This is a genomic window from Streptomyces spiroverticillatus, from assembly GCA_014650415.1.
GTDB lineage: Bacteria > Actinomycetota > Actinomycetes > Streptomycetales > Streptomycetaceae > Streptomyces > Streptomyces spiroverticillatus.
Genome location: BMUX01000002.1, coordinates 352,829 through 373,154, shown reverse-complemented (window position 1 = coordinate 373,154; position 20,326 = coordinate 352,829). Strand labels below are relative to the sequence as shown.

20 protein-coding genes and 1 pseudogene are annotated in these 20,326 nt (G+C 72.7%); 13 read left to right on the top strand and 8 right to left on the bottom strand.

Going from position 1 to position 20,326, the window contains the following annotated elements; all coding sequences use genetic code 11:
* Positions 1 to 10: 10 nt before the first annotated feature.
* The gene (locus tag IE269_RS06010) at positions 11 to 1,291 is read left to right on the top strand and encodes an MFS transporter (protein ID WP_189821681.1); all 1,281 of its coding nucleotides are present in this window, start codon (positions 11 to 13) and stop codon (positions 1,289 to 1,291) included.
* Positions 1,292 to 1,350: 59 nt separating this feature from the next.
* On the opposite strand, the gene IE269_RS06005 is transcribed toward IE269_RS06010, so the two are convergent.
* Positions 1,351 to 1,983 carry a TIGR03085 family metal-binding protein gene (locus IE269_RS06005; RefSeq protein WP_189821680.1) on the bottom strand — a complete coding sequence of 211 codons (633 nt, stop codon included), beginning with the start codon at positions 1,981 to 1,983 and terminating at the stop codon, positions 1,351 to 1,353.
* Positions 1,984 to 2,066: 83 nt separating this feature from the next.
* Here IE269_RS06005 and hisI point away from each other — a divergent pair, with 83 nt between their 5' ends.
* The 11 genes from hisI to lgt all read left to right on the top strand — a co-directional run bounded on the left by hisI (position 2,067) and on the right by lgt (position 11,293).
* Complete coding sequence (hisI, locus tag IE269_RS06000; protein WP_189821679.1) at positions 2,067 to 2,462, top strand: phosphoribosyl-AMP cyclohydrolase; 396 nt, start codon at positions 2,067 to 2,069, stop codon at positions 2,460 to 2,462.
* Between the two features lie 11 nt (positions 2,463 to 2,473).
* Entirely contained in the window at positions 2,474 to 3,958 is a 1,485-nt protein-coding gene (locus IE269_RS05995; RefSeq protein ID WP_189821678.1) for an anthranilate synthase component I, read from the top strand.
* 25 nt (positions 3,959 to 3,983) lie between these two features.
* Positions 3,984 to 4,640 (top strand): TIGR02234 family membrane protein, encoded by a 657-nt coding sequence (locus tag IE269_RS05990; RefSeq protein ID WP_189821677.1) that lies wholly within the window; start codon positions 3,984 to 3,986, stop codon positions 4,638 to 4,640.
* Positions 4,641 to 4,730: 90 nt separating this feature from the next.
* A complete protein-coding gene (locus IE269_RS05985) occupies positions 4,731 to 4,988 on the top strand; it encodes an HGxxPAAW family protein (protein ID WP_189821676.1) in 258 nt (85 codons plus the stop codon).
* Positions 4,989 to 5,319: 331 nt separating this feature from the next.
* Positions 5,320 to 5,766, top strand: a complete 447-nt coding sequence (locus IE269_RS05980; protein WP_229897822.1) for a DUF2752 domain-containing protein — start codon at positions 5,320 to 5,322, stop codon at positions 5,764 to 5,766.
* 127 nt (positions 5,767 to 5,893) lie between these two features.
* Entirely contained in the window at positions 5,894 to 6,703 is an 810-nt protein-coding gene (gene trpC, locus IE269_RS05975) for an indole-3-glycerol phosphate synthase TrpC (RefSeq protein ID WP_189821674.1), read from the top strand.
* A gap of 9 nt (positions 6,704 to 6,712) precedes the next feature.
* Complete coding sequence (gene trpM, locus IE269_RS43705) at positions 6,713 to 6,856, top strand: tryptophan biosynthesis modulator TrpM (protein WP_368861142.1); 144 nt, start codon at positions 6,713 to 6,715, stop codon at positions 6,854 to 6,856.
* Between the two features lie 98 nt (positions 6,857 to 6,954).
* The gene (gene trpB, locus IE269_RS05970) at positions 6,955 to 8,238 is read left to right on the top strand and encodes a tryptophan synthase subunit beta (protein ID WP_189821673.1); all 1,284 of its coding nucleotides are present in this window, start codon (positions 6,955 to 6,957) and stop codon (positions 8,236 to 8,238) included.
* Positions 8,235 to 9,050, top strand: a complete 816-nt coding sequence (gene trpA / locus IE269_RS05965; RefSeq protein ID WP_189821672.1) for a tryptophan synthase subunit alpha — start codon at positions 8,235 to 8,237, stop codon at positions 9,048 to 9,050. The genes trpB and trpA overlap by 4 nt, the downstream gene beginning before the upstream one ends.
* A gap of 102 nt (positions 9,051 to 9,152) precedes the next feature.
* Positions 9,153 to 10,025, top strand: a complete 873-nt coding sequence (locus IE269_RS05960) for a DsbA family protein (protein WP_189821671.1) — start codon at positions 9,153 to 9,155, stop codon at positions 10,023 to 10,025.
* 239 nt (positions 10,026 to 10,264) lie between these two features.
* Positions 10,265 to 11,293, top strand: coding sequence for a prolipoprotein diacylglyceryl transferase (gene lgt, locus IE269_RS05955; RefSeq protein WP_189821670.1), 1,029 nt, complete (start codon positions 10,265 to 10,267; stop codon positions 11,291 to 11,293).
* A 78-nt stretch (positions 11,294 to 11,371) separates the two neighbouring features.
* Here lgt and IE269_RS05950 read toward each other — a convergent pair whose 3' ends face one another.
* The 7 genes and pseudogenes from IE269_RS05950 to IE269_RS05920 form a co-directional block, all read right to left on the bottom strand.
* Entirely contained in the window at positions 11,372 to 12,193 is an 822-nt protein-coding gene (locus IE269_RS05950; RefSeq protein ID WP_189821669.1) for an HpcH/HpaI aldolase/citrate lyase family protein, read from the bottom strand.
* Positions 12,193 to 13,401 (bottom strand): CaiB/BaiF CoA transferase family protein, encoded by a 1,209-nt coding sequence (locus tag IE269_RS05945; protein WP_189821668.1) that lies wholly within the window; start codon positions 13,399 to 13,401, stop codon positions 12,193 to 12,195. The genes IE269_RS05950 and IE269_RS05945 overlap by 1 nt, the downstream gene beginning before the upstream one ends.
* Complete coding sequence (gene rbsK / locus IE269_RS05940; protein ID WP_189821667.1) at positions 13,398 to 14,297, bottom strand: ribokinase; 900 nt, start codon at positions 14,295 to 14,297, stop codon at positions 13,398 to 13,400. The genes IE269_RS05945 and rbsK overlap by 4 nt, the downstream gene beginning before the upstream one ends.
* Positions 14,294 to 15,724: an ADP-ribosylglycohydrolase family protein gene (locus tag IE269_RS05935; RefSeq protein WP_189821666.1), complete on the bottom strand. Its 1,431-nt coding sequence runs from the start codon at positions 15,722 to 15,724 to the stop codon at positions 14,294 to 14,296. The genes rbsK and IE269_RS05935 overlap by 4 nt, the downstream gene beginning before the upstream one ends.
* Complete coding sequence (locus IE269_RS05930) at positions 15,721 to 16,890, bottom strand: ADP-ribosylglycohydrolase family protein (protein ID WP_189821665.1); 1,170 nt, start codon at positions 16,888 to 16,890, stop codon at positions 15,721 to 15,723. The genes IE269_RS05935 and IE269_RS05930 overlap by 4 nt, the downstream gene beginning before the upstream one ends.
* A 7-nt stretch (positions 16,891 to 16,897) precedes the next feature.
* The gene (locus IE269_RS05925) at positions 16,898 to 18,013 is read right to left on the bottom strand and encodes an ADP-ribosylglycohydrolase family protein (protein ID WP_229897879.1); all 1,116 of its coding nucleotides are present in this window, start codon (positions 18,011 to 18,013) and stop codon (positions 16,898 to 16,900) included.
* A gap of 278 nt (positions 18,014 to 18,291) precedes the next feature.
* A pseudogene (locus IE269_RS05920) lies at positions 18,292 to 19,294 on the bottom strand (ADP-ribosylglycohydrolase family protein); the annotation flags it as partial.
* A 253-nt stretch (positions 19,295 to 19,547) separates the two neighbouring features.
* Between IE269_RS05920 and IE269_RS05915 the strand changes: the two are divergent.
* On the top strand, positions 19,548 to 20,276 hold the full coding sequence (locus IE269_RS05915; RefSeq protein ID WP_189821664.1) for a VIT1/CCC1 transporter family protein: 729 nt from the start codon (positions 19,548 to 19,550) through the stop codon (positions 20,274 to 20,276).
* Positions 20,277 to 20,326 lie beyond the last annotated feature (50 nt).

The following is a 20,326-nucleotide window of genomic DNA, read 5'->3' as shown; positions in this document are numbered from 1 at the left end:
CTTGCCAGCGATGTCTGAATCACGTGTGGAACCGGTCGAGGACGAGACCGGGGAAGCGGGCCCGGCGGGCAGACCCGCGTACCGGGACGGCAATGTGCTGCGCTGGCTCGCCGCGTACGCCGCCTCGCTCGTCGGCGACAGCATCTACTTCCTCGCCCTCGGCTGGGCGGCCGCGCAGGCGGGCGGGCCCGCCGAGGTCGGCATGATCATGGCCACCGGGGCGATACCCCGCGCCGTCCTCATGCTCGGCGGCGGGGTGATCGCCGACCGGTTCGGCCCGCGCAAGGTCGTCATCGGCTCCGACGCGGTGCGCTGCGCCGTGATCCTGGGCATCGCGGCACTCCTGATGATCACCGGACCCGCCGTGTGGGTGCTGGTGGTGGTCGCGCTGGTCTTCGGCGCGGTCGACGCGCTGTTCCTGCCGGCCGTGGGAGCGCTGCCACCGCGCATCACGGGCCCCGACCAGCTCGTACGGGTCCAGGGCATGAAGGCCCTCACCAACCGCTTCGGCGGCATCCTCGGCGCACCGGTGGCGGGGCTCGCGATGGGGCTCGGCGGGCCCGCGGCGGCGTTCGCGGTGGCGGGCGGGCTGTTCGCGGTGTCGCTGGTGCTGCTGGTGGCGCTGCGGGTGGCACCGCTGCCGGAGTCCGAGGAGGACACCGGCGATCCGGACAAGAAGCGCAACGTCTGGGGCGACCTCACCGAGGGCCTCGGCTATCTGCGCCGGCACAAGCTGGTCGGGCCGCTCGTCGGCTCCAACATCCTCTTCGAGCTGGGCGGCATCCCCGTCATCAACGTCGGCATCGTGCTGCTGTCCTCGCACCGGGGCTGGGGCGCGCCCGGCATCGCCTGGATCGTCGGGGCCTTCAGCGTGGGCGCCGCGTGCAGTGCGCTGCTGCTGACCGTGGTCAAGCGGGTGGCGCACGCGGGGCGGGTGCGGCTGATCTCGCTGGCCTCGGGCTCGGCGCTGGTGGCGGTACTGGGCTCGGTGCCGACGCTGGCGTGGGCGGTGGCGGTGGCGGCACCGATGGGGCTGCTGGTGGCCATGAGCGGGGGGATGACGGCCGGCCTCGTCCAGACGAACACGGCCCCCGCCTTCCTGGGGCGGGTCACGTCCGTGCTGTCCCTGGTCAGTCTGGGCATCGCGCCGCTGATGTACCCCGTGGTGGGGGCGGCGGTGGCGGTGTGGTCGGTGCCGACCGTCTTCGTGGGCTGCTCGGTGCTGTGCGGGCTGGCGGCGGTGGTGGGAGTCGGGTCCCGCGAGGTGCGGGGGGCGGAGCTGCCGAAGTAGGCGGCCCCGCCCGAACGGGGCCAGGGCCCGCGACCGCGACAAGATCCGCCGGACGGGCCCTAGAGGCCCAGCTTGGCCTCGTGGAGGCGGAGGACGGCGTCCTTGTCACCGTCGAGTTCCACGGTGGCCCGGTCCTGGCGGCCGAAGGCGAAGAGGATCAGCTCGCCCGGTTCGCCGGTGACCGTGACGACCGGCGTGCCCCGGTGGGCCACCGCCGTCTGGCCGTCCGGGCGGCGCAGCACCAGCCCGACGGGCGACTTGCGCCCGACGACCCGGGCCATCTTCTCCACCCGCGACCACAGTGCGTCCGCGAACACCGGGTCCAGCACCCGCGGCGTCCACTGCTCCTGCGCCCGCCGCACGTCCTCCGCGTGGACGTAGAACTCCACGGTGTTCGCCGCCTCGTCCACCTGCTTGAGCGCGTACGGGGAGCGGCGCGGCGGCCCCGTCCGGATGAGCTGCACCAGTTCCTCGTACGGCTTCGCGGCGAATTCCGCCTGGACGCGCTCCAGCCGATTGCGCAGGGCGGGCACCAGCAGCCCGGCCGCCGCGTCCGAGCGGCGTTCGCGGACCACCACGTGCGCGGCGAGGTCCCGCGCGTTCCAGCCCTCGCAGAGGGTCGGGGCGTCCGGGCCCGCGGCTTCCAACAGGTCGGCGAGAAGGAGTCGTTCACGCTTGGCATGGGTCGACATGTCGGCCAGCGTACGGCGACCGGGGGGCGTCCGCACAGTGGACGTCGGGCCAAGCCCTGCACCGTAAGCGGCACAATTGCCCCATGAGTACGCCCGCACCCCAGACCCGTCCCGACAGCGCCCCCGTCAGCGCTCTCGACCCCGCCGTCGCCGCCCGCCTCAAGCGCACCGCCGACGGGCTGGTCCCCGCCGTCGCCCAGCAGTACGACACCGGCGAGGTCCTGATGCTCGGCTGGATGGACGACGAGGCCCTGCACCGCACGCTCACCACCGGCCGGTGCACCTACTGGTCGCGCAGCCGCCAGGAGTACTGGGTCAAGGGCGACACCTCCGGCCACGTCCAGCGGGTGAAGTCGGTGGCGCTGGACTGCGACGGCGACACCCTGCTGGTCAAGGTCGACCAGACCGGCGCCGCCTGCCACACCGGCGAGCGCACCTGCTTCGACGCCGACGTGCTCCTGAGCACGGACGACAAGTAGGGTCAGCGGCCATGGACCTGGAGACCTTCCGCAAGCTGGCGGCCGACCGCCGCGTCATCCCCGTCAGCCGCACCCTCCTCGCGGACGGCGACACCCCCGTCGGGCTCTACCGCAAACTCGCCGCCGAACGCCCCGGCACCTTCCTGCTGGAGTCCGCCGAGAACGGCCGGTCCTGGTCCCGCTACTCCTTCGTCGGCGTCCGCAGCTCCGCCGCCCTCACCGCACGCGAGGGCCGCGCCCACTGGATCGGGACGCCGCCCGTCGGCGTACCGACCGACGGCGACCCCCTCGAAGCGCTCCGGGAGACCGTGGCCGCCCTGCACACCCCGCGCGACCTCGCCGGTGACCTGCCGCCGTTCACCGGCGGCATGGTCGGCTACCTCGGGTACGACATCGTGCGCCGCCTGGAGAAGATCGGCGAGCACGGCGAGGACGAGCTGGGCCTCCCCGAGCTGACGATGCTCCTCACTTCCGACCTCGCGGTGCTGGACCACCGCCACGGCACCGTCCTGCTGATCGCCAACGCGATCAACCACAACGACCTCGACAGCGGCGTCGACGAGGCGTACGCGGACGCCGTCGCCCGCCTCGACGCGATGGAGGCGGACCTCTCGCGGGCCGTCCCGACCGCCCCGGCCGTCCTGCCGCCGTCCGAGGTTCCGCTCTGCACCGAGAAGTGGGGCGGCGAGGCCTACCAGGCCGCCGTCGAGGACATCAAGGAGCGGATCAGGGCGGGCGAGGCCTTCCAGGTCGTACCCTCGCAGCGGTTCGAAATGCCGTGCACGGCAAGCGCGTTGGACGTCTACCGGGTGCTGCGGGCGACCAATCCGTCGCCGTACATGTACCTCTTCCGCTTCGACGGGTTCGACGTGGTCGGCTCCAGCCCGGAGGCCCTCGTCAAGGTCGAGGACGGGCGGGCGCTGGTGCACCCCATCGCCGGGACCCGGCACCGGGGCGCCACCCCGCAGGAGGACCAGGCGCTCGCCGACGAGCTGATGGCCGACCCCAAGGAGCGGGCCGAGCACCTGATGCTGGTCGACCTCGGGCGCAACGACCTGGGGCGGGTCTGCGAGCCCGGGTCGGTCGAGGTCGTCGACTTCATGTCCATCGAGCGGTACTCGCACGTCATGCACATCGTCTCCACGGTGACCGGTCGGGTCGCGGAGGGGCGGAGCGCCTTCGACGTGCTGACGGCCTGCTTCCCGGCGGGCACCCTGTCCGGGGCCCCGAAGCCGCGCGCCATGCAGATCATCGAGGAGCTGGAGCCCACCCGGCGCGGGCTGTACGGCGGCTGCGTCGGCTACCTCGACTTCGCCGGGGACTCCGACACCGCCATCGCCATCCGCACCGCACTGCTGCGGGACGGAACGGCGTACGTGCAGGCCGGGGCCGGTGTCGTCGCCGACTCCGACCCCGTGGCGGAGGACCAGGAGTGCCGCAACAAGGCGGCGGCGGTCCTGCGGGCCGTGCACACGGCGAACCGGCTCGGGCGCTGAAACAGGGGTGAGGGATAGTGGGGGTGTGAGCGCCGTACCCCCCACTCCCCAGACCTCCTCCGCCGCCGCACGCGGCGGGGGCCGCCGAAGCCTCGCCGCGGCCCTGCTGCTCGGCGCCCTCGGCTCCACCGTCGTCCTGATCGCCTCCGGGCAGACCTGGCGGTCGGGCACCGCCACCGTCGCGGGCATCGGCTCCAAGACCCTGGAGGCCGACGGGCAGGCCATCACCGGCGTGCCCGCAGCCCTGGCCATCGTCGGGCTCGCCGCACTCGTCGCGATCTTCGCGGTGCGCCGGGCCGGACGGATCCTGGTCTCGACCCTGCTGGCGCTGAGCGGCGCGGGGGCGATCGCCGCCTCCCTGCTGGGGGCCGGGGACCACGCGGCCCTGGACGAACAGGCGGCGAAGCTGTCCGGCGACGCCGCCGCCACGGTGAGCGGCCTCACCCAAACGGGCTGGCCGTACGTCACCGCTTTCGGTGGCCTGCTGATCCTGGTGGCCGGGCTCCTCGCGCTGCGGTTCGGGCGGACGTGGCCGGGCATGGGCGGGCGGTACGAGCGTGAAGGCGGCCCGCGCAACAGGGCGGCCGCACGCCGCCCCGCGGACCCGGAGCGGCCCGAGGAACTGTGGAAGGCCCTCGACCGGGGCGAGGACCCCACCGCCGCGCCGACGCGCGAAGGGTGACCCGAAGTCACGCGCGGTGGCCGGGTGGGGAACAATGAGCCCCGAGCTTTCCTGCGGAAGACATAACGAAGACACACCAAGGAGCACCTCATGGCGGGCGTTAGCCGCGGACACCACGGACGTACCCCGGCCGCCTGGACCGGCGTAGTGATCGCCTTCATCGGCATCTGCGTCTCCAGCGCGTACATGGTGATGGCCCAGCCGGTGGGCTTCTGGGCCGGCATCGGCATCTCCGTGGTCGGCGGCCTGGTCGGTCTCGGCATGCGGATGTCGGGCCTCGGCATGCCGAAGGAGTCCTCGGCGCTGGGGGAGGCGCGGGCGGCGGCCGGTCGGGCCCAGCTTCAGTAGCTCCGCTCGGTTGTACGAACGCGAGAGGCGCGGCCCTGGACTCCGGGGCCGCGCCTTTCCGCGTTCGGGGGGTCGGTGCGGGGGTGTGGGTGGTCTCGGTCCCGTGCGGGGTCTTGGGTGGTCTCTGTTCTGTGCGGGTGCGTCGTGGCTGGTCGCGCCCACGCGGCGGAGCCGCATATCGAAACAGCCCCGCGCCCCTGAAGGGGCTGCTTCGCAGCACCCTTCCCCCCCCACCCCCCGGCCCCCTTGGACGGCGGGGCCGTCCCCCAGGGCCCGCTGAATGACCTACCGGTGCGTGCGTTCCTGGGAGGGGGAGGGGAGAATCGGGGGCGTGGATGCCTCCTCGTCAGCCCCCGTGCCCGTTCCCGTTCCCGCGCAGGCCTCGCTCGGGAAGCGGCTTGTCGCGCCGTTGGCCACCCTCGCGGGGGTCCTTGGTGCGTTCGCGTACGTGGGGGCCGTCGATCCCAATGAGGCCGGGCACTATCCCACCTGTCCGCTGCTGGCCATGACCGGCATCCTCTGTCCCGGGTGCGGGGGGCTGCGCAGTGCGCATGCCGTTGCGCACGGTGACGTCGTTGCCGCGCTCGGGGCGAATGCGATGGCCGTGGTGGGGTATGCGGCGTTTGCCGTGTTCATGGTGGTTTGGGTCACACGGGCCGTGAAGGGGCGGGCCATGGACGTACGGCTGACGCGCGTCCAATGGTGGGTCCTGGGTGGGGTGTTCGCGGTCTTCAGCGTGGTCCGGAATCTGCCGTTCGGCTCCGCCCTCGCGCCCTGAAACCGCAGGCAGTGACCAGGTAGTGGGATATCCGGCGGGCGGATGCAGGGGTATCGGCCCGGTGCGGATACCATCGCTCGTGGCCGATCCTGGCCCTCCACCACCGTCCCGGAAGGGGGCAGCTCGCGTGAGTGTGCTCGACGAGATCATCGAAGGCGTCCGCGCCGACCTCGCAGAGCGGCAGGCACGTGTCAGCCTGGAGGAGCTCAAGGAGCGGGCTGCCAAGGCGCCCGTCGCCAAGGACGGTGTCGCGGCCCTGCGCGGCGACAGCGTCAAGGTGATCTGTGAAGTGAAGCGGTCGAGTCCGTCGAAGGGCGCGCTTGCCGCCATCGCGGATCCGGCCGGGCTGGCCGCCGACTACGAGGCGGGCGGCGCCGCCGTCATCTCCGTGCTCACCGAGCAGCGCCGCTTCGGCGGTTCGCTGGCCGACCTGGAAGCCGTACGCGCCAAGGTCGACATTCCGGTGCTGCGCAAGGACTTCATCGTCACGGCCTACCAGCTCTGGGAGGCCCGTGCGTACGGTGCCGACCTGGCGCTGCTGATCGTCGCCGCCCTGGAGCAGGACGCGCTCGTGTCGCTCATCGAGCGGGCCGAGTCCATCGGGCTCACCCCGCTGGTCGAGGTCCACGACGAGGACGAGGTCGACCGCGCCGTCGCCGCCGGAGCCAAGATCATCGGCGTGAACGCCCGCAACCTGAAGACCCTCAAGGTCGACCGCGGCACCTTCGAGCGCGTCGCCCCGGAGATCCCGGACCACATCGTCAAGATCGCCGAGTCGGGTGTGCGCGGGCCGCACGACCTGATCGCGTACGCCAACGCCGGCGCCGACGCGGTGCTGGTCGGCGAGTCGCTCGTCACCGGCCGCGACCCCAAGGCCGCCGTGTCCGACCTGGTCGCCGCCGGGGCCCACCCCGCGTTGCGGCACGGGCGGGGCTAGACTCCCGCCATGACCGTCCACGCCCGTCTCGCCCGCGGTTGCCGCCCTCGCGGCTGCCGTGCGCCTGCGCGACGGGTGCGGGGCCGGCGGGTCCGGTACCACATCGGCTCCGAGCCCGGCCAGATCAACGGCATGCGATGGCGCCGTCGCTGAACGTCCCCGTGGGGCGTTGTATCCAGCGACAGTGACGTCATCTTCAGTTCCCCTCGGACGTGCGCGGTGCGCGCGCGTTCTCGATGAGGAGTTTCCGCATGCCCAGCGAGTTCTTCGTTCCCGACCTCCAGGGTCAGGTGCCCACCACCGAGGGCTATTTCGGTGATTTCGGCGGCAAGTTCATCCCCGAGGCGCTCGTCGCCGCGGTGGACGAGGTCGCCGTCGAGTACGAGAAGGCCAAGGCGGACCCGGCGTTCGCGGCCGAACTCGACGATTTGATGGTCAACTACACCGGTCGGCCGAGTTCGTTGACCGAGGTGCCCCGGTTTGCCGAGCACGCGGGCGGGGCCCGGATCTTCCTGAAGCGGGAAGACCTCAACCACACCGGCTCCCACAAGATCAACAATGTGCTGGGGCAGGCCCTGCTGACCAAGCGCATGGGCAAGACCCGGGTCATCGCCGAGACCGGTGCCGGGCAGCACGGAGTGGCGACGGCCACCGCGTGCGCGCTGTTCGGGCTCGAATGCACGATCTACATGGGTGAGATCGACACCGAGCGGCAGGCGCTGAACGTCGCGCGGATGCGCATGCTCGGCGCGGAAGTCGTCGCCGTGAAGTCCGGCTCGCGCACGCTCAAGGACGCCATCAACGAGGCGTTCCGGGACTGGGTCGCCAACGTCGACCGCACGCACTACCTCTTCGGTACGGTCGCGGGACCGCACCCCTTCCCGGCCATGGTCCGCGACTTCCACCGGGTCATCGGCGTCGAGGCGCGGCGGCAGATTCTGGAGCGGGCCGGCCGGCTCCCCGATGCCGCTGTGGCGTGTGTGGGCGGTGGGTCCAACGCGATCGGGCTGTTCCACGCGTTCATCCCGGACGCGGACGTGCGCCTCGTCGGGTGCGAGCCCGCCGGGCACGGCATCGAGACCGGGGAGCACGCGGCCACGCTGAGCGCGGGCGAGCCCGGCATCCTGCACGGTTCGCGGTCGTACGTGCTCCAGGACGAGGAGGGCCAGATCACCGAGCCCTACTCCATCTCCGCCGGACTGGACTACCCGGGCATCGGGCCCGAGCACTCCTACCTCAAGGACATCGGGCGCGGCGAGTACCGGGCCGTCACGGACGACGCCGCGATGCAGGCGCTGCGGCTGCTGTCGCGCACGGAGGGCATCATTCCGGCGATCGAGAGCGCGCACGCGCTCGCCGGGGCGCTGGAGCTCGGCAAGGAGCTGGGCAAGGACGGGCTGATCCTGGTCAACCTGTCCGGGCGCGGCGACAAGGACATGGACACGGCGGCCCGGTACTTCGGGCTGTACGACACGGACGCCGCCGTCGAGGCGGACGCCGCTGCCATTGCGGAGATTGCGGGGGACGCCAAGTGAGCGGGAACGTACAGCTGTTGAGTGACACCCTCGCCGCGGCGAAGGCGGAGAACAGGGCCGCGCTGATCGCGTACCTGCCCGCCGGGTTCCCGACGGTGGACGGCGGGATCGAGGCGGTCAAGGCCGTCGTCGCCGGTGGTGCGGACGTGGTCGAGGTCGGACTGCCGCACAGCGACCCGGTGTTGGACGGTCCGGTGATCCAGACCGCCGACGACATCGCGCTGCGGGGCGGGGTCAAGATCGCCGACGTGATGCGCACGGTCCGGGAGGCGCACGCCGCCACCGGGGTGCCGGTGCTGGTCATGACGTACTGGAATCCGATCGACCGGTACGGCGTCGAGCGGTTCACCGCTGAGCTCGCGGAGGCCGGTGGGGCCGGGTGCATTCTGCCGGACCTGCCGGTGCAGGAGTCCGCGCTGTGGCGCGAGCACGCCGAGAAGCACGGGCTGGCCACGGTGTTCGTGGTCGCGCCCAGCAGCAAGGACGAGCGGCTGGCGACGATCACCGCCGCCGGGTCGGGCTTCGTGTACGCGGCTTCGCTCATGGGCGTCACCGGGACGCGCGAGTCCGTGGGGCACGAGGCGCAGGAACTGGTGCGGCGGACCCGGGCCACGGGCAGCGAGCTGCCGGTGTGCGTCGGGCTCGGGGTCTCGAATGCCGTACAGGCCAGGGAAGTTGCGGCCTTCGCGGACGGGGTCATCGTCGGGTCGGCGTTTGTGAAGCGGATGCTGGATGCGGAGGACGAGGCTGCTGGGCTGCGGGCTGTGAAGGAGCTTGCGGGGGAGCTGGCTGCCGGTGTCAGGCGGGACTGACGTCCGTCTGCCGGGTGCGTAACTTTAAAGTTCCGTAGTCCATTTGAGTGGATTTCGGGTCGGGGTGGCACATCGGTGCCGCCCCGATTCGTTGCTGCGGGTGTGAGTGAGAAGAACTTCGAAGGCAAGCGAACCGCCCGTGAGCGGCTCATCAAGGAACGCGAAGCACAGAAGTCGCGTGACAAGCGGCGCCGGGTGCTGGTCGTCGGTGCGGCGGTGGTCGGTGTGCTCGGGCTGGCCGCCGTGGCCGGTGTGGTCGCCGCGAACAGCGGGGGCGGCAAGGACGACTCCGACAAGGCCGGGCCGGTCGTCGCGCCCGCCGGGGCGGTGGGGAAGGGGAAGGTCGCCATCCCGGTGGGGATGACCGACGCACCGTCCCTGATGACCGTGTACGAGGACATGCGGTGCCCGGCGTGCGGGATGTTCGAGAACAGCATGCGGGACACCATCAATAAGTTGGAGAAGGAGGGGAAGGTTCGGGCCGAGTACCACCTGGTGTCGTTCATCGACAACGGGGTGAAGGGGAACGGGTCGAAATACGCGGCGAACGCGCTCGGGTGTGCGCAGGATGCCGGGAAGTTCCACGAGTATCACGATGTTCTCTTCCGGAATCAGCCGGAGGAGACGGACGACGCCTTCGGGAAGAAGAGCTACCTGCTGGAGCTTGCCGGGAAGGTGCCCGGGCTGCGGGGGGCGACCTTCGACGGGTGTGTGGAGAAGGGGACCCATGCGGGGTGGGTCGGGGAGGTGCAGGCGGACTTCGACAAGTCGCCCTACAAGGCGACGCCGACGGTGCTTTTGAACGGGGGGGCGATTTTCCCGCAGAAGGGGAATGAGCAGATTTCGCCGGCGAATTTGGTGAAGTGGGTGGATGAGGCGAACAAGGGGAAGCCGGTGGGGACGCAGGCGCCGGTGGCCCCGTCGCCGGTCGGGGCTCCTCCGGGTGTGCGGGGCTCTTCGGCGCCGGGGCGGTAGGGGGTTCCGTGCGGGGCGGGGGGTGGTTGCGGTTCAGGCCGGGGGCTCTGCCCCCGGGCCCCCGGGATTCGCCCCGGTCCCGCCCCTCTCCCTAAAGGGCTCGCCGCGCGGCTTGTGTTCTGGTTGCTCGCGCAGTTCCCCGCGCCCCTGCGGGGCGCGCGGAAGCAGGGGCCTGTTACCCAGACGTTGTCGGGTGGGTTGTCTGTGGTCCTGTTCGGCAAGGTAGCGTCGACTCCGTCATGAACCTTGCCTTCATTCCCAGCCCGGCGGCCGGTGAGATCCACCTCGGACCGATCCCGCTGCGCGGCTACGCGCTCTGCATCATCATCGGCGTCTTCGTGGCCGTCTGGTACGGCAACAAGCGCTGGATCGCCCGAGGCGGCAAGCCCGGGACGGTGGCCGACATCGCCGTCTGGGCCGTGCCGTTCGGCCTCGTCGGCGGGCGGCTGTACCACGTCGTCACCGACTACCAGCTCTACTTCTCCGAGGGGAAGAACTGGGTCAACGCCTTCAAGATCTGGGAAGGCGGACTCGGTATCTGGGGCGCCGTCGCGCTCGGTGCCGTCGGTGCCTGGATCGGCTGCCGGAGGAGGGGGATCCCGCTTCCGGCCTGGGCCGACGCCATGGCTCCCGCGCTGGTCATCGCGCAGGCCATCGGCCGCTGGGGCAACTGGTTCAACCAGGAGCTGTACGGCCGGGCGACCGACCTGCCCTGGGCGCTGAAGATCACCAAGGGGGACGAGCCGGGGCTGTACCACCCGACCTTCCTCTACGAGTCGCTGTGGTGCCTCGGCGTCGCGGCCGTGATCGTCTGGGCCGACCGCCGGTTCAAGCTCGGGCACGGGCGGGTCTTCGCGCTGTACGTCGCCCTGTACTGCGCCGGGCGCGGCTGGATCGAGTACATGCGCATCGACGACGCGCACCACATCCTGGGGCTGCGCCTCAACGTCTGGACGGCGATCATCATCTTCGTCCTGGCCGTCGTCTACTTCGTGCTGTCGTCGCGGCTGCGTCCCGGCCGCGAGGAGATCGTGGAGCCGGACCGTGAAGGTGCGGATGCCGGTGCGGATGCCAAGGATGCCAAGGATGCCGGTGAGAAGAAGGACGTGAAGGCCGAGGAGGCCGAGGCGTCCAAGAAGTCCGAGGGCGCGACCGAGGTGAAGGCCGAGGCTGCCGACTCCAAGAAGGCCGACCTCAAGAAGGCCGACGGCGAGAAGGCCGACGGCGAGGACGTGAAGGACGAGGCCGGGTCGGCGAAGAAGAGCTGACGCAGCGCATCGTGCGTGGTCGGGAGGGCCGCCGGGACCGAAGGGTTCCGGCGGCCCTTTCGTGTGTGCGGGCGCCGGTCAGCGGTTGCGGTTCGCCACCTCCAGGGTGCGGCGTGCGCCCGCCGTCACCGCCGCGTCCACGAAGCGGCCGTCGGGGAGCATCAGGGCGCCGTCGTCGGTGGCCGAGGCCTGGAGGATCTGTTCCGCCTCATCGATCTCCGCGGGGGTGGGCAGGTACATCCGCTCGATGACCGGGAGTTGGCGCGGGTGCAGGGCCGCGCGGCCGAAGAAGCCGAGGGTGCGGCCCCGGGTGCAGGACGCGGCGAGGCCTTCGAGGTCGGTGAGGTCCGGGTGGACGGACTGGGCGGGGGCGGGCAGGCCGGCTGCTCTGGCCGCCACCACCACGCGGCTGCGCGCCCAGGTCAGGCCGTCCTCGTCCCGTACGCCCAGGTCCGCGCGGAGGTCCATCTCGCCGAGCGCGATGCCCGCGAGGCAGGGGTGGGCCGTCGCGATGTGGTGGGCGTGCTCGATGCCGAGGGCGGATTCGAGGAGGGCGTAGAGGGGGGTCGCGGGGGTGTGGTTGGCGATGCGGCGGATCTCGGCGGAGTCGGTGACCTTGGGCAGGCGCAGGCCCGAGAGGCCCGGGCAGGGGGCGAGGGTCTGCAGGTCGGCCTGGGCGTGGGGGGAGTCCAGGGCGTTCAGGCGTACGTGGACGGGGGTGGGGTGGGTGTCGGAGAGCAGGTCGGCGGTGGCGGCGCGGGCGTACTCCTTGCGGTCGGGGGCGACCGCGTCCTCCAGGTCGACGATGACGACGTCCGCGCCCGAGGCGAGGGCCTTGGCGACCCGGTCCGGGCGGTCCCCGGGAACGTACAGCCAGGTCAGTGGGGTGGTGCTGGGCATCAGGCGGTGGCTCCGGATTCGCGCAGGGCGGTGCGTTCGGCGGGGGAGAGGCCGAGTTCGGTGAGGACGGCTTCGGTGTCGGCGCCGTGCGGGCGGCCCGCCCAGTGGATGGTGCCGGGGGTCTCGGAGAGGCGGAAGAGGACGTTCTGCATGCGCAGCGGGCCGAGTTCGGGGTCGGGGACGGTGGTGATGGTGTCGAGGGCCGTGTACTGGGGGTCGGTCATGACGTCGCGGATGTCCTGGATGGGGGCGACGGCTGCTTCCGCTTCTTCGAAGGCGGCGATGGCTTCCGCGCGGGTGTGGCGGGCGATCCAGGAGCCGACCGCCTCGTCCAGGAGGTCGGTGTGCTCGGCGCGGCCCGTGCCCGTGGCGAACCATGGTTCGGTGATGAGGTCGGGGCGGCCGACGAGGTGCATGACGCGTTCCGCGATGGACTGGGCGGAGGTGGAGACGGCGAGCCAACTGCCGTCCGCCGTGCGGTAGGTGTTGCGCGGGGCGTTGTTGCGGGAGCGGTTTCCGGTGCGGGGCTGGACGTAGCCGAGCTGGTCGTACCAGAGGGACTGGGGGCCGAGGGCCAGGAGGATCGGCTCGATGATGGCGAGGTCGACGACCTGCCCGCGGTTCGTCGTGTCGCGGGCGCGGAGGGCCGTCATGACGGCGTACGAGGTGGCCAGGGCGGCGATGGAGTCGGCGAGGCCGAACGGGGGGAGCGTCGGGGGGCCGTCGGGCTCGCCCGTGTACGCGGCGAAGCCGCTCAGGGCCTCGGCGAGGGTGCCGAAGCCGGGGCGGCGGGAGTGCGGGCCGTACTGGCCGAAGCCGGTGACGCGGGTGAGGATCAGGCGGGGGTTGGCGGCGGAGAGCTCCGGCCAGCCGAGGTTCCACTTTTCGAGGGTGCCGGGGCGGAAGTTCTCGATGATGACGTCGGCGGTGGCGGCGAGGCGCAGGAGGGTGGACCGGCCGTCGGGGTGGGAGAGGTCGAGGGTGATCGTGCGTTTGCCTCGGCCGAGGAGTTTCCACCAGAGGCCGATGTTGTTCTTGGCGGGGCCGTGGCCGCGGGAGGGGTCGGGGCGGGTGGGATGTTCGACCTTGATGACGTCGGCGCCGTAGTCGGCGAGGAGGGTGGCGGCGAGGGGCCCGGCGAAGAGGGTGGCGAGGTCGAGGACGCGGAGGCCTTGGAGGGGCGGCGGCGTGGGGTGGTCCGGGGTCACAGGGCGTCGATCTCCTGGCGGTAGGGCATGGAGGTGGAGGCGCCGGGGCGTTGGACGGAGAGGGAGGCGGCGGCGGACGCCCAGGGGAGGGCTTCGTGCATGGGGCGGCCTTCGGCGAGGGCGACGGCGAGGGCGCCGACGAAGGTGTCGCCCGCCGCCGTGGTGTCGACGGGGGTGGCGGGGACGGCCGGGACGAAGAGGGGGTCGGGGGTGTTGCGGGTGACGTAGGCGCAGCCGGCGGCGCCCAGGGTGACGACCACTGCCGGGACGTGGTCGAGCAGGGTGCGGGCGGCGAGCAGGGGGTCGTGGAGGCCGGTGAGGGCGGCGGCCTCGTGCTCGTTGGGGACCAACAGGTCGGTGGCGGCGAAGAGTTCGGGCGGGATGGTGGTGGCGGGGGCCGGGGTCAGGATCGTACGGACGCCGTGGCGGCGGGCGGTCTGTGCGCCCTCGGTGACGACGGACAGGGGGAGTTCGAGCTGGAGGAGGAGGGCGTGGGCCTGGGAGATGACGGTCTCGTCGCCGGGGGAGAGGCCGGTGACGGTGCCGTTGGCGCCCGGGATGACGACGATGGAGTTGCCGCCGTCGTCGTCCACGACGATGTGCGCGGTGCCGGAGGGGCCCTCGGCGGTGCGCAGGGAGTCCGTGTCGACGCCCGAGTGGGCCAGGGCGGCGCGGAGCTGTTCGCCGAAGGAGTCGGTGCCGACCGCGCCGATCATCGTGACGTCGGCTCCGGCGCGGGCGGCGGCGATGGCCTGGTTGGCGCCCTTGCCGCCGGGGACGGTGGTGAAGGACCGGCCGGACACCGTCTCGCCGCCGGCCGGGGCCTTGGCGACGTACACGACGAGGTCCATGTTCGTGCTGCCGAGGACGGTGAGGGTGGGGGGTGGTGGCGTCATGGGCGCAGGGCCTCTCGGTGGGTGAGTCGGGCGAGGGTGTCGAAGCCGATGCCGTCGAGGCGGGGGAGGGAGGTGGCGAGACGGTTGCGGAGGGGGGCCGTCCAGCGGGTGGGGACGGGGGCGGGGGAGAGGAGCGCGGCGAGGGAACCCGCGGTGGCTCCGTTGGAGTCGGTGTCCCAACCCCCGGACACCGCACGGCAGATGGAGTGCGAGAAGTCGCCGTCGGCGTGGGTGAGGGCGGCGGCGAGGAGCGCGGTGTTGGGCAGGACGTGCACCCAGTGGTGGTGGCCGAGGACGGCGTGGAGGCGGTCGGCGACGGCGTCGAAGTCGTCGTACGCCTCGGCCGTGTCGATGCCGAGGCGGACGGCGTCGGCGAGGCGGGAGCGGGGCGGGACGTGGGCGAGGCCGGTGCGCAGGGCGTGGTGGACGTCGGTGGTGCCGGTGGCGGCCTCGGCGATCGCGGCGGCGACGAACATCGCTCCGTAGACACCGTTGGCGGTGTGGGTCAGGGTCGCGTCCCGGTGGGCCTGTTCGGCGGCGGCGGTGGGGTCGCCGGGGTTGGTCCAGCCGTGCAGATCGGCGCGGATCGACGCGCCGATCCACTCGCGGAACGGGTTGCGGTGGACGGCCGTGTGCGGGGGTTCGATGCCGTCGAGGAGATTGCGGTACGCGATGCGCTCGGCGGTGAAGGTGCGTCCGGCCGGGAGCTCGTCGAGCCAGAGGCGGGCGACGTCGTGGGTGGTGAAGCGGCGGCCGTGGCGTTGGAGGAGGAGCAGGTTGAGGAGGGGGTAGTTGAGGTCGTCGTCCTCGGGCATGCCGTCGATGTTCTCGGCGAGGGAGGTGGGGGCGGAGCGCTTGTTCCAGGGGTGGGCGGCGAGGAGGGCGTCGGGGACGCCTCGTTCGGTGAAGTAGGTGGTGAGGGGCCAGTTTCCGGCGGCTTGGGCGAGGTGGCGGATGGCGCGGAGGGGGAGCTTTTCGACGGGTTTGCCGAGGAGGCAGCCGGTGGCTCTGCCGAGCCAGGCGTTGTGGAGGCGGGATTCGTAAGGGGTGGGGGGTGTGGGTGAGGGTGCGTCGTGGCTGGTCGCGCAGTTCCCCGCGCCCCTGCGGGCGTTCCCCTCGCCCGGAGTGCGACCGGAGGACAGGGCGGCACGGATCGCCGGGTACGGGGTGGGTTCCAGGGCGGTCAACTCGGCAGGGAGGCTTGCCAGTTCGGCGAGGAGGGACTCCGCGAGCGTGCGCAGCCCGGGTGAGGGGCAGGCCGGGGAGGCTCCCGCCCGGTCGAGGGCCCCGTGGCCGCCCGCCGCGAGCCACCGGGCGCGGAGGGAACGTACCGATGAAGGATCGCGGCCGTCCTCCTCCGCCTGGCGGAGCTCGTGGCCGACGAGGTCCTCCGGCTGGACCCAGGTCAGGCGGAGTGTGTCGGTCATCGCGGGTCCGTGAGGTGCGCGAACGCCGACTCGTGGGCACGGCGGTGGGCCAGGTCGCGGGTGTGGATCTCGACGGCCACCTCCGTCAGGGCGCGGGCCGGGGCGTGCAGGTCCAGGCGGCTCGCCTCGGCGACCTGCTTCGACCACTCGGCGGGGATTCCGGCGCCCCCGTCGAGCGCGCCCGAGATCGCCCCCGCCATCGTCGCGATCGAGTCGCAGTCCCGGCCGTAGTTGACCGCGCCGAGGACGGACGGGCGGTACGTGCCGTCCGCGACCAGGAGCATGCCGAGTGCGACCGGGAGTTCCTCGATGGCGTGCAGGCGGGAGGGGCGGCGGGCGCCCAGGGAGGGGGCGCGGTAGTCCGGGCCGACCGTGTCGAAGGGGGAGACGGCGGCGCGGAGGAGAGGGATGGCGGACTCGAAGTCCCGTACGGATGAGGCGACTTGGGCCACTGCGTCGATGGCGGAGCGGGTGCCGTCCTTGGCGAGGGCGAGGCAGGTGTCGACGACGGAGGCGGGGGTGGCGTTCGGGGTGCAGGCCGCCGCGACCGCCGCCGCGAAGACTCCGGCGGCTTCGCGGCCGTACGAGGACTGATGGGCGCCCGCGACGTCGAGGGCCTCCGCGTACGCGGCCTGCGGGTTCGCCGCGTTGACCAGGCCGACCGGGGCCATGTACATCGCCGCACCACAGTTGACGATGTTGCCGGTGCCCGCCTCGCGGGGGTCGACATGGCCGTAGTGCAGGCGCGCGACGATCCACTTCTCGGCGAGGAAGACGCGCTGGAGGGGGAGGGCCTCGGACTCCAACTCCGGAATCCAGAGCGGGTGTTGGATCATCTCCGGGACGAGGTGGTCGGCGACCGAGTAGGCGGTGAGGTGGTCGCGGGCCTTCTCGTAGACGCGGATCAGCGCGTGCGTCATCAAGGTGTCGTCCGTGACGTGCCCGTCGCCCTTGTGGTACGGCGCGATGGGGCGCGCGGTGCGCCAGTCGTCGCCGTACCAGGGGCCGACGATGCCCCGGACCGTGCCGCCGTGCCGCTCCTGGATCTGCTCCGGGGTCCAGCCCTCGACCGGGCCGCCCAGCGCGTCGCCGACGGCGGCTCCGACGAGGCTGCCGGTGATGCGTTCGGAGAGGGTGGGCGCAGGTGTCCGCGTGGTCGTCGTCATGGGGGAATCATCCCTTTTGGGGGGTTGGTTGGGGAGGGTGCGGCGGTCCGGCGAGTTGCGCGGCGAGGGCGACGAGGTCGGTGCCCGCGAGGCGGGGGAGGGCGCAGCCGACCAGGGTGCGGCAGGTTTCGCGCCATGCGGTGGGCAGGACCGCGCTGCCGCCCAGGGCTCCGGTGAGCGCTCCGACCAGGGCGGGGGCGGAGTCCGCGACCCGGGACAGGCAGGCGGCGGCCGGTACCGCCTCGGTGGCGTGGCCGTGCGCGGCGACGGTGAGGGCGAGGGCGACGGGGACGGTTTCGGCGGCGGCGATTCCGTAGCTGTAGACGTGGTCGACGATGTGGTGCTCCAGGGCGGGGACCAGGGCGAACGCGCCGTCCGCGGCGCGGGCCAGGCGCAGGGCGTGGTGGGCGTTGCGGGCGATCTCGGTGCCCGGCGGGAGTTGGGCGAGGGCGGCGGTCACGGCGTCGTCGATGCCGCCCCCACCGAGGGCGCTCGCGACGGCCGCCGCCATCGCGCGGGCGCCGTGCACGCCGTCGCCGTCCTGGGTGAAGCGGGCGTCGTACTCGGCGAGTTCGGCGGCGGCGGCCGGGTCGCCGGGGTGGACGACGGCGAGGACCGCCGCACGGACGCAGGCGGCGTCGTCGAAGAAGTGGGGGTTGTCGTGGCCGGTGGCGGGGGGACGCAGGCCGGCGGCGAGGTTGCCGAGACCGGCGCGTACGGAGATCCGGGCGCGGAGGGGGAGTACGGCGGACTCGACCTCGGGGGCGCGGGCGGAGGCGGCGGCGACTTCGGCGGCGAGGGAGTTCCAGGCGCGGGTGAGGGCGCGGCGGGCGGCCGCGTCCGTTTCGTCGGGGTCGGTCGTACGGCCCACGCCTGCGCCGATGAGGGTCAGTGCGGTGAACGCCGCCCACTCGGCGTCGTCGGAGGGGCCCAGGCGGAGGGGCTCCGGGGGCTGGTTGAGGGCGAGGGGGACGGGGAGGGTGGTGGTGGCGTTCAGCTCGGCGAAGGTGTCGAGTTCGCGGGTGAGGCGGCGGGTCCAGTCGGGCATGCGGGTGGCGCGGTGGCGTGCGGAGGGCCAGCCGGTGGCGTCGCCGGCGGAGAGGGTGAGGAGGAGGGCCTCGATTCGGGAGGCGGGGGTGGGGGTGGGGGTGGGGGTTGTGCCGGTGCCTGTGCCCGTGCCGGGGGCTGTGGTGGTGGGGGTGCCCCTGTCGGGGGTGGTGGTGCGGGTTGTCGGTGGGTGCGGGTTGCCTGCGGCGCTGCCCCCTACCCGCCCCTTCCCGTAAGCGCTCGCCGCGCGGCTTGGGGGTGTGGGTGCGGGTGCGTCGTGGCTGGTCGCGCAGTTCCCCGCGCCCCTGAGGGTGGGGAGGTTGGCCGGGGTGGGCGCGCAGGTCCCCCCGCCCCTGTGGGGCGCTAGGAGGTCGGCCACGTCCTGGATGTGGTGGCCCTGGATGGTGGGGAGGCAGGTGCCTCGGGAGGGGGTGATGGCGGAGGACCAGGTGGGGGGAATGGCGGAGGCGCCGTTCAGGGCGCCGGCGAGGGCGCCCGCGACCGCTGCGGTGGTGTCGGCGTCGCGGCCCATGTTGACCGCCGTGAGGACCGAGGCGCGGAAGTCGCCGCGGGCCGCGGTGAAGGCCCCGAAGGCGAGGCCGACCGCTTCCGGGGCCAGGTCGGTCCAGGGGTAGCCGCCGATGACCACCGCCGTGCGGACCGCGCGTTCGCCCCGGTCGGCCGCCGCCACCGCGCGGCGCAGCGAGCGGGCGGTCCAGGAGTCCATCGGGATGACCGAGAGGGCTGCGGCGATGATCGAGGCGAGGCCCGCGCCGGTCATGGCGGCGGCCACGCCCGCGGCCACCGCCTGGCCGCCGTAGATGCCCTCGCCCTCGTGGCTGACCGTTCCGTCGATGGCCACCAGGCGGGCCGCCTCGGCGGGGTTGCCCGCGGCGTACACCCCGAAGGGGGCCGCGCGCATGGCGAGACCGTCGCTCCAGGCGTGCCGGTGCTGCGCGGAGATGGGGGCGGCGAGGCCCCGGCGGAGGTTCTCCAGGGTGCCGCGTTCGCTGAAGCCCGCGCCCCGGAACGGGCCCTCGTCCAGGTCGGCGATCCAGCGGTGCCAGGCACGTTCGACGTGGGCGACGGTGAGCGCCGAGCCGTGCCGGGCGAGGAGCAGGCCGGAGAAGATCGCGTACTCGGTGTCGTCCGTACCGGCCGGGTCGTCCGAGACGAAGCCTTCGATACGGCCCCAACGCCGCCGGATCTCCGAGGGCTTGAGGTTCTCGGCCGGAGCCCCGAGCGCGTCGCCGACGGCCAGGCCCAGGAGCGCGCCCCGCGCCCGGTCGTGCGGGGTGCGGGCGGGCGGGCAGGCCGGGCCGGGCGGAGGCGGCACGGGCCGTGTGGTCAGGTCCATGCGAAATCTGTGCCACACCGAGGCCGCGCCGGGGCTCGGCCACGCCCCACGTGTCACCCGGTCGACCGCCGGGCGGTCCGGCGCGCCCCGGCCGGGTGAGGGAAGGCTTGCCTTGGAAAGCGCGGGCAACTCCCCCTCGTACCAAGTAAGTACGGCCTTCCTTGCTAGCGCGAACTTCGAATCGTGCGTACTTTCGATCTCGTCGGGGCGCACCCCGGCCGCAGGGACGAAGAGGGGCACGGGGAAGACGAGCATGGCGATCATCGAGACCGAAGCGACACTGCACGAGGCGCACCGCGACAACCACACCCACCGGGACGTGAACGGCGGCTGGCTGCGTCCTGCGGTGTTCGGGGCGATGGACGGGCTCGTGTCCAACCTGGCGCTGATGACGGGTGTGGCCGGTGGCGCCGTCTCGCAGCAGACGATCGTCATCACGGGCCTGGCCGGTCTGGCCGCCGGTGCGTTCTCGATGGCGGCCGGCGAGTACACCTCCGTCGCCTCCCAGCGGGAGCTCGTACAGGCCGAACTCGACGTCGAGCGCGAGGAGTTGAAGAAGCACCCCGCCGACGAGGAGCGGGAGCTCGCCGCGCTGTACGTCTCGCGGGGCGTCGAGCCCGAACTCGCCCGCGAGGTCGCCCGGCAGCTGTCCGTCGACCCCGAGCAGGCGCTGGAGATCCACGCGCGGGAGGAGCTCGGGATCGACCCCGACGACCTGCCGTCGCCGTTGGTGGCCGCCGTGTCGTCGTTCGGTGCTTTCGCTCTGGGCGCGCTGCTGCCCGTACTGCCGTACCTGCTGGGGGCCACCTCGCTGCTGCCCGCGGTGCTGCTGGCGCTGGTGGGGCTCTTCGGGTGCGGGGCCGTGGTGGCACGGGTGACCGCGCGCACCTGGTGGTTCAGCGGACTGCGGCAGCTCGCGCTCGGCGGGGCCGCGGCCGCGGTGACGTACGGGCTGGGTGCGCTCTTCGGGGCGGCGCTCTGACGATGTCGTACGTCCCCGACAAGGGGAGGAAACCCCTGGTGGCCGGACCG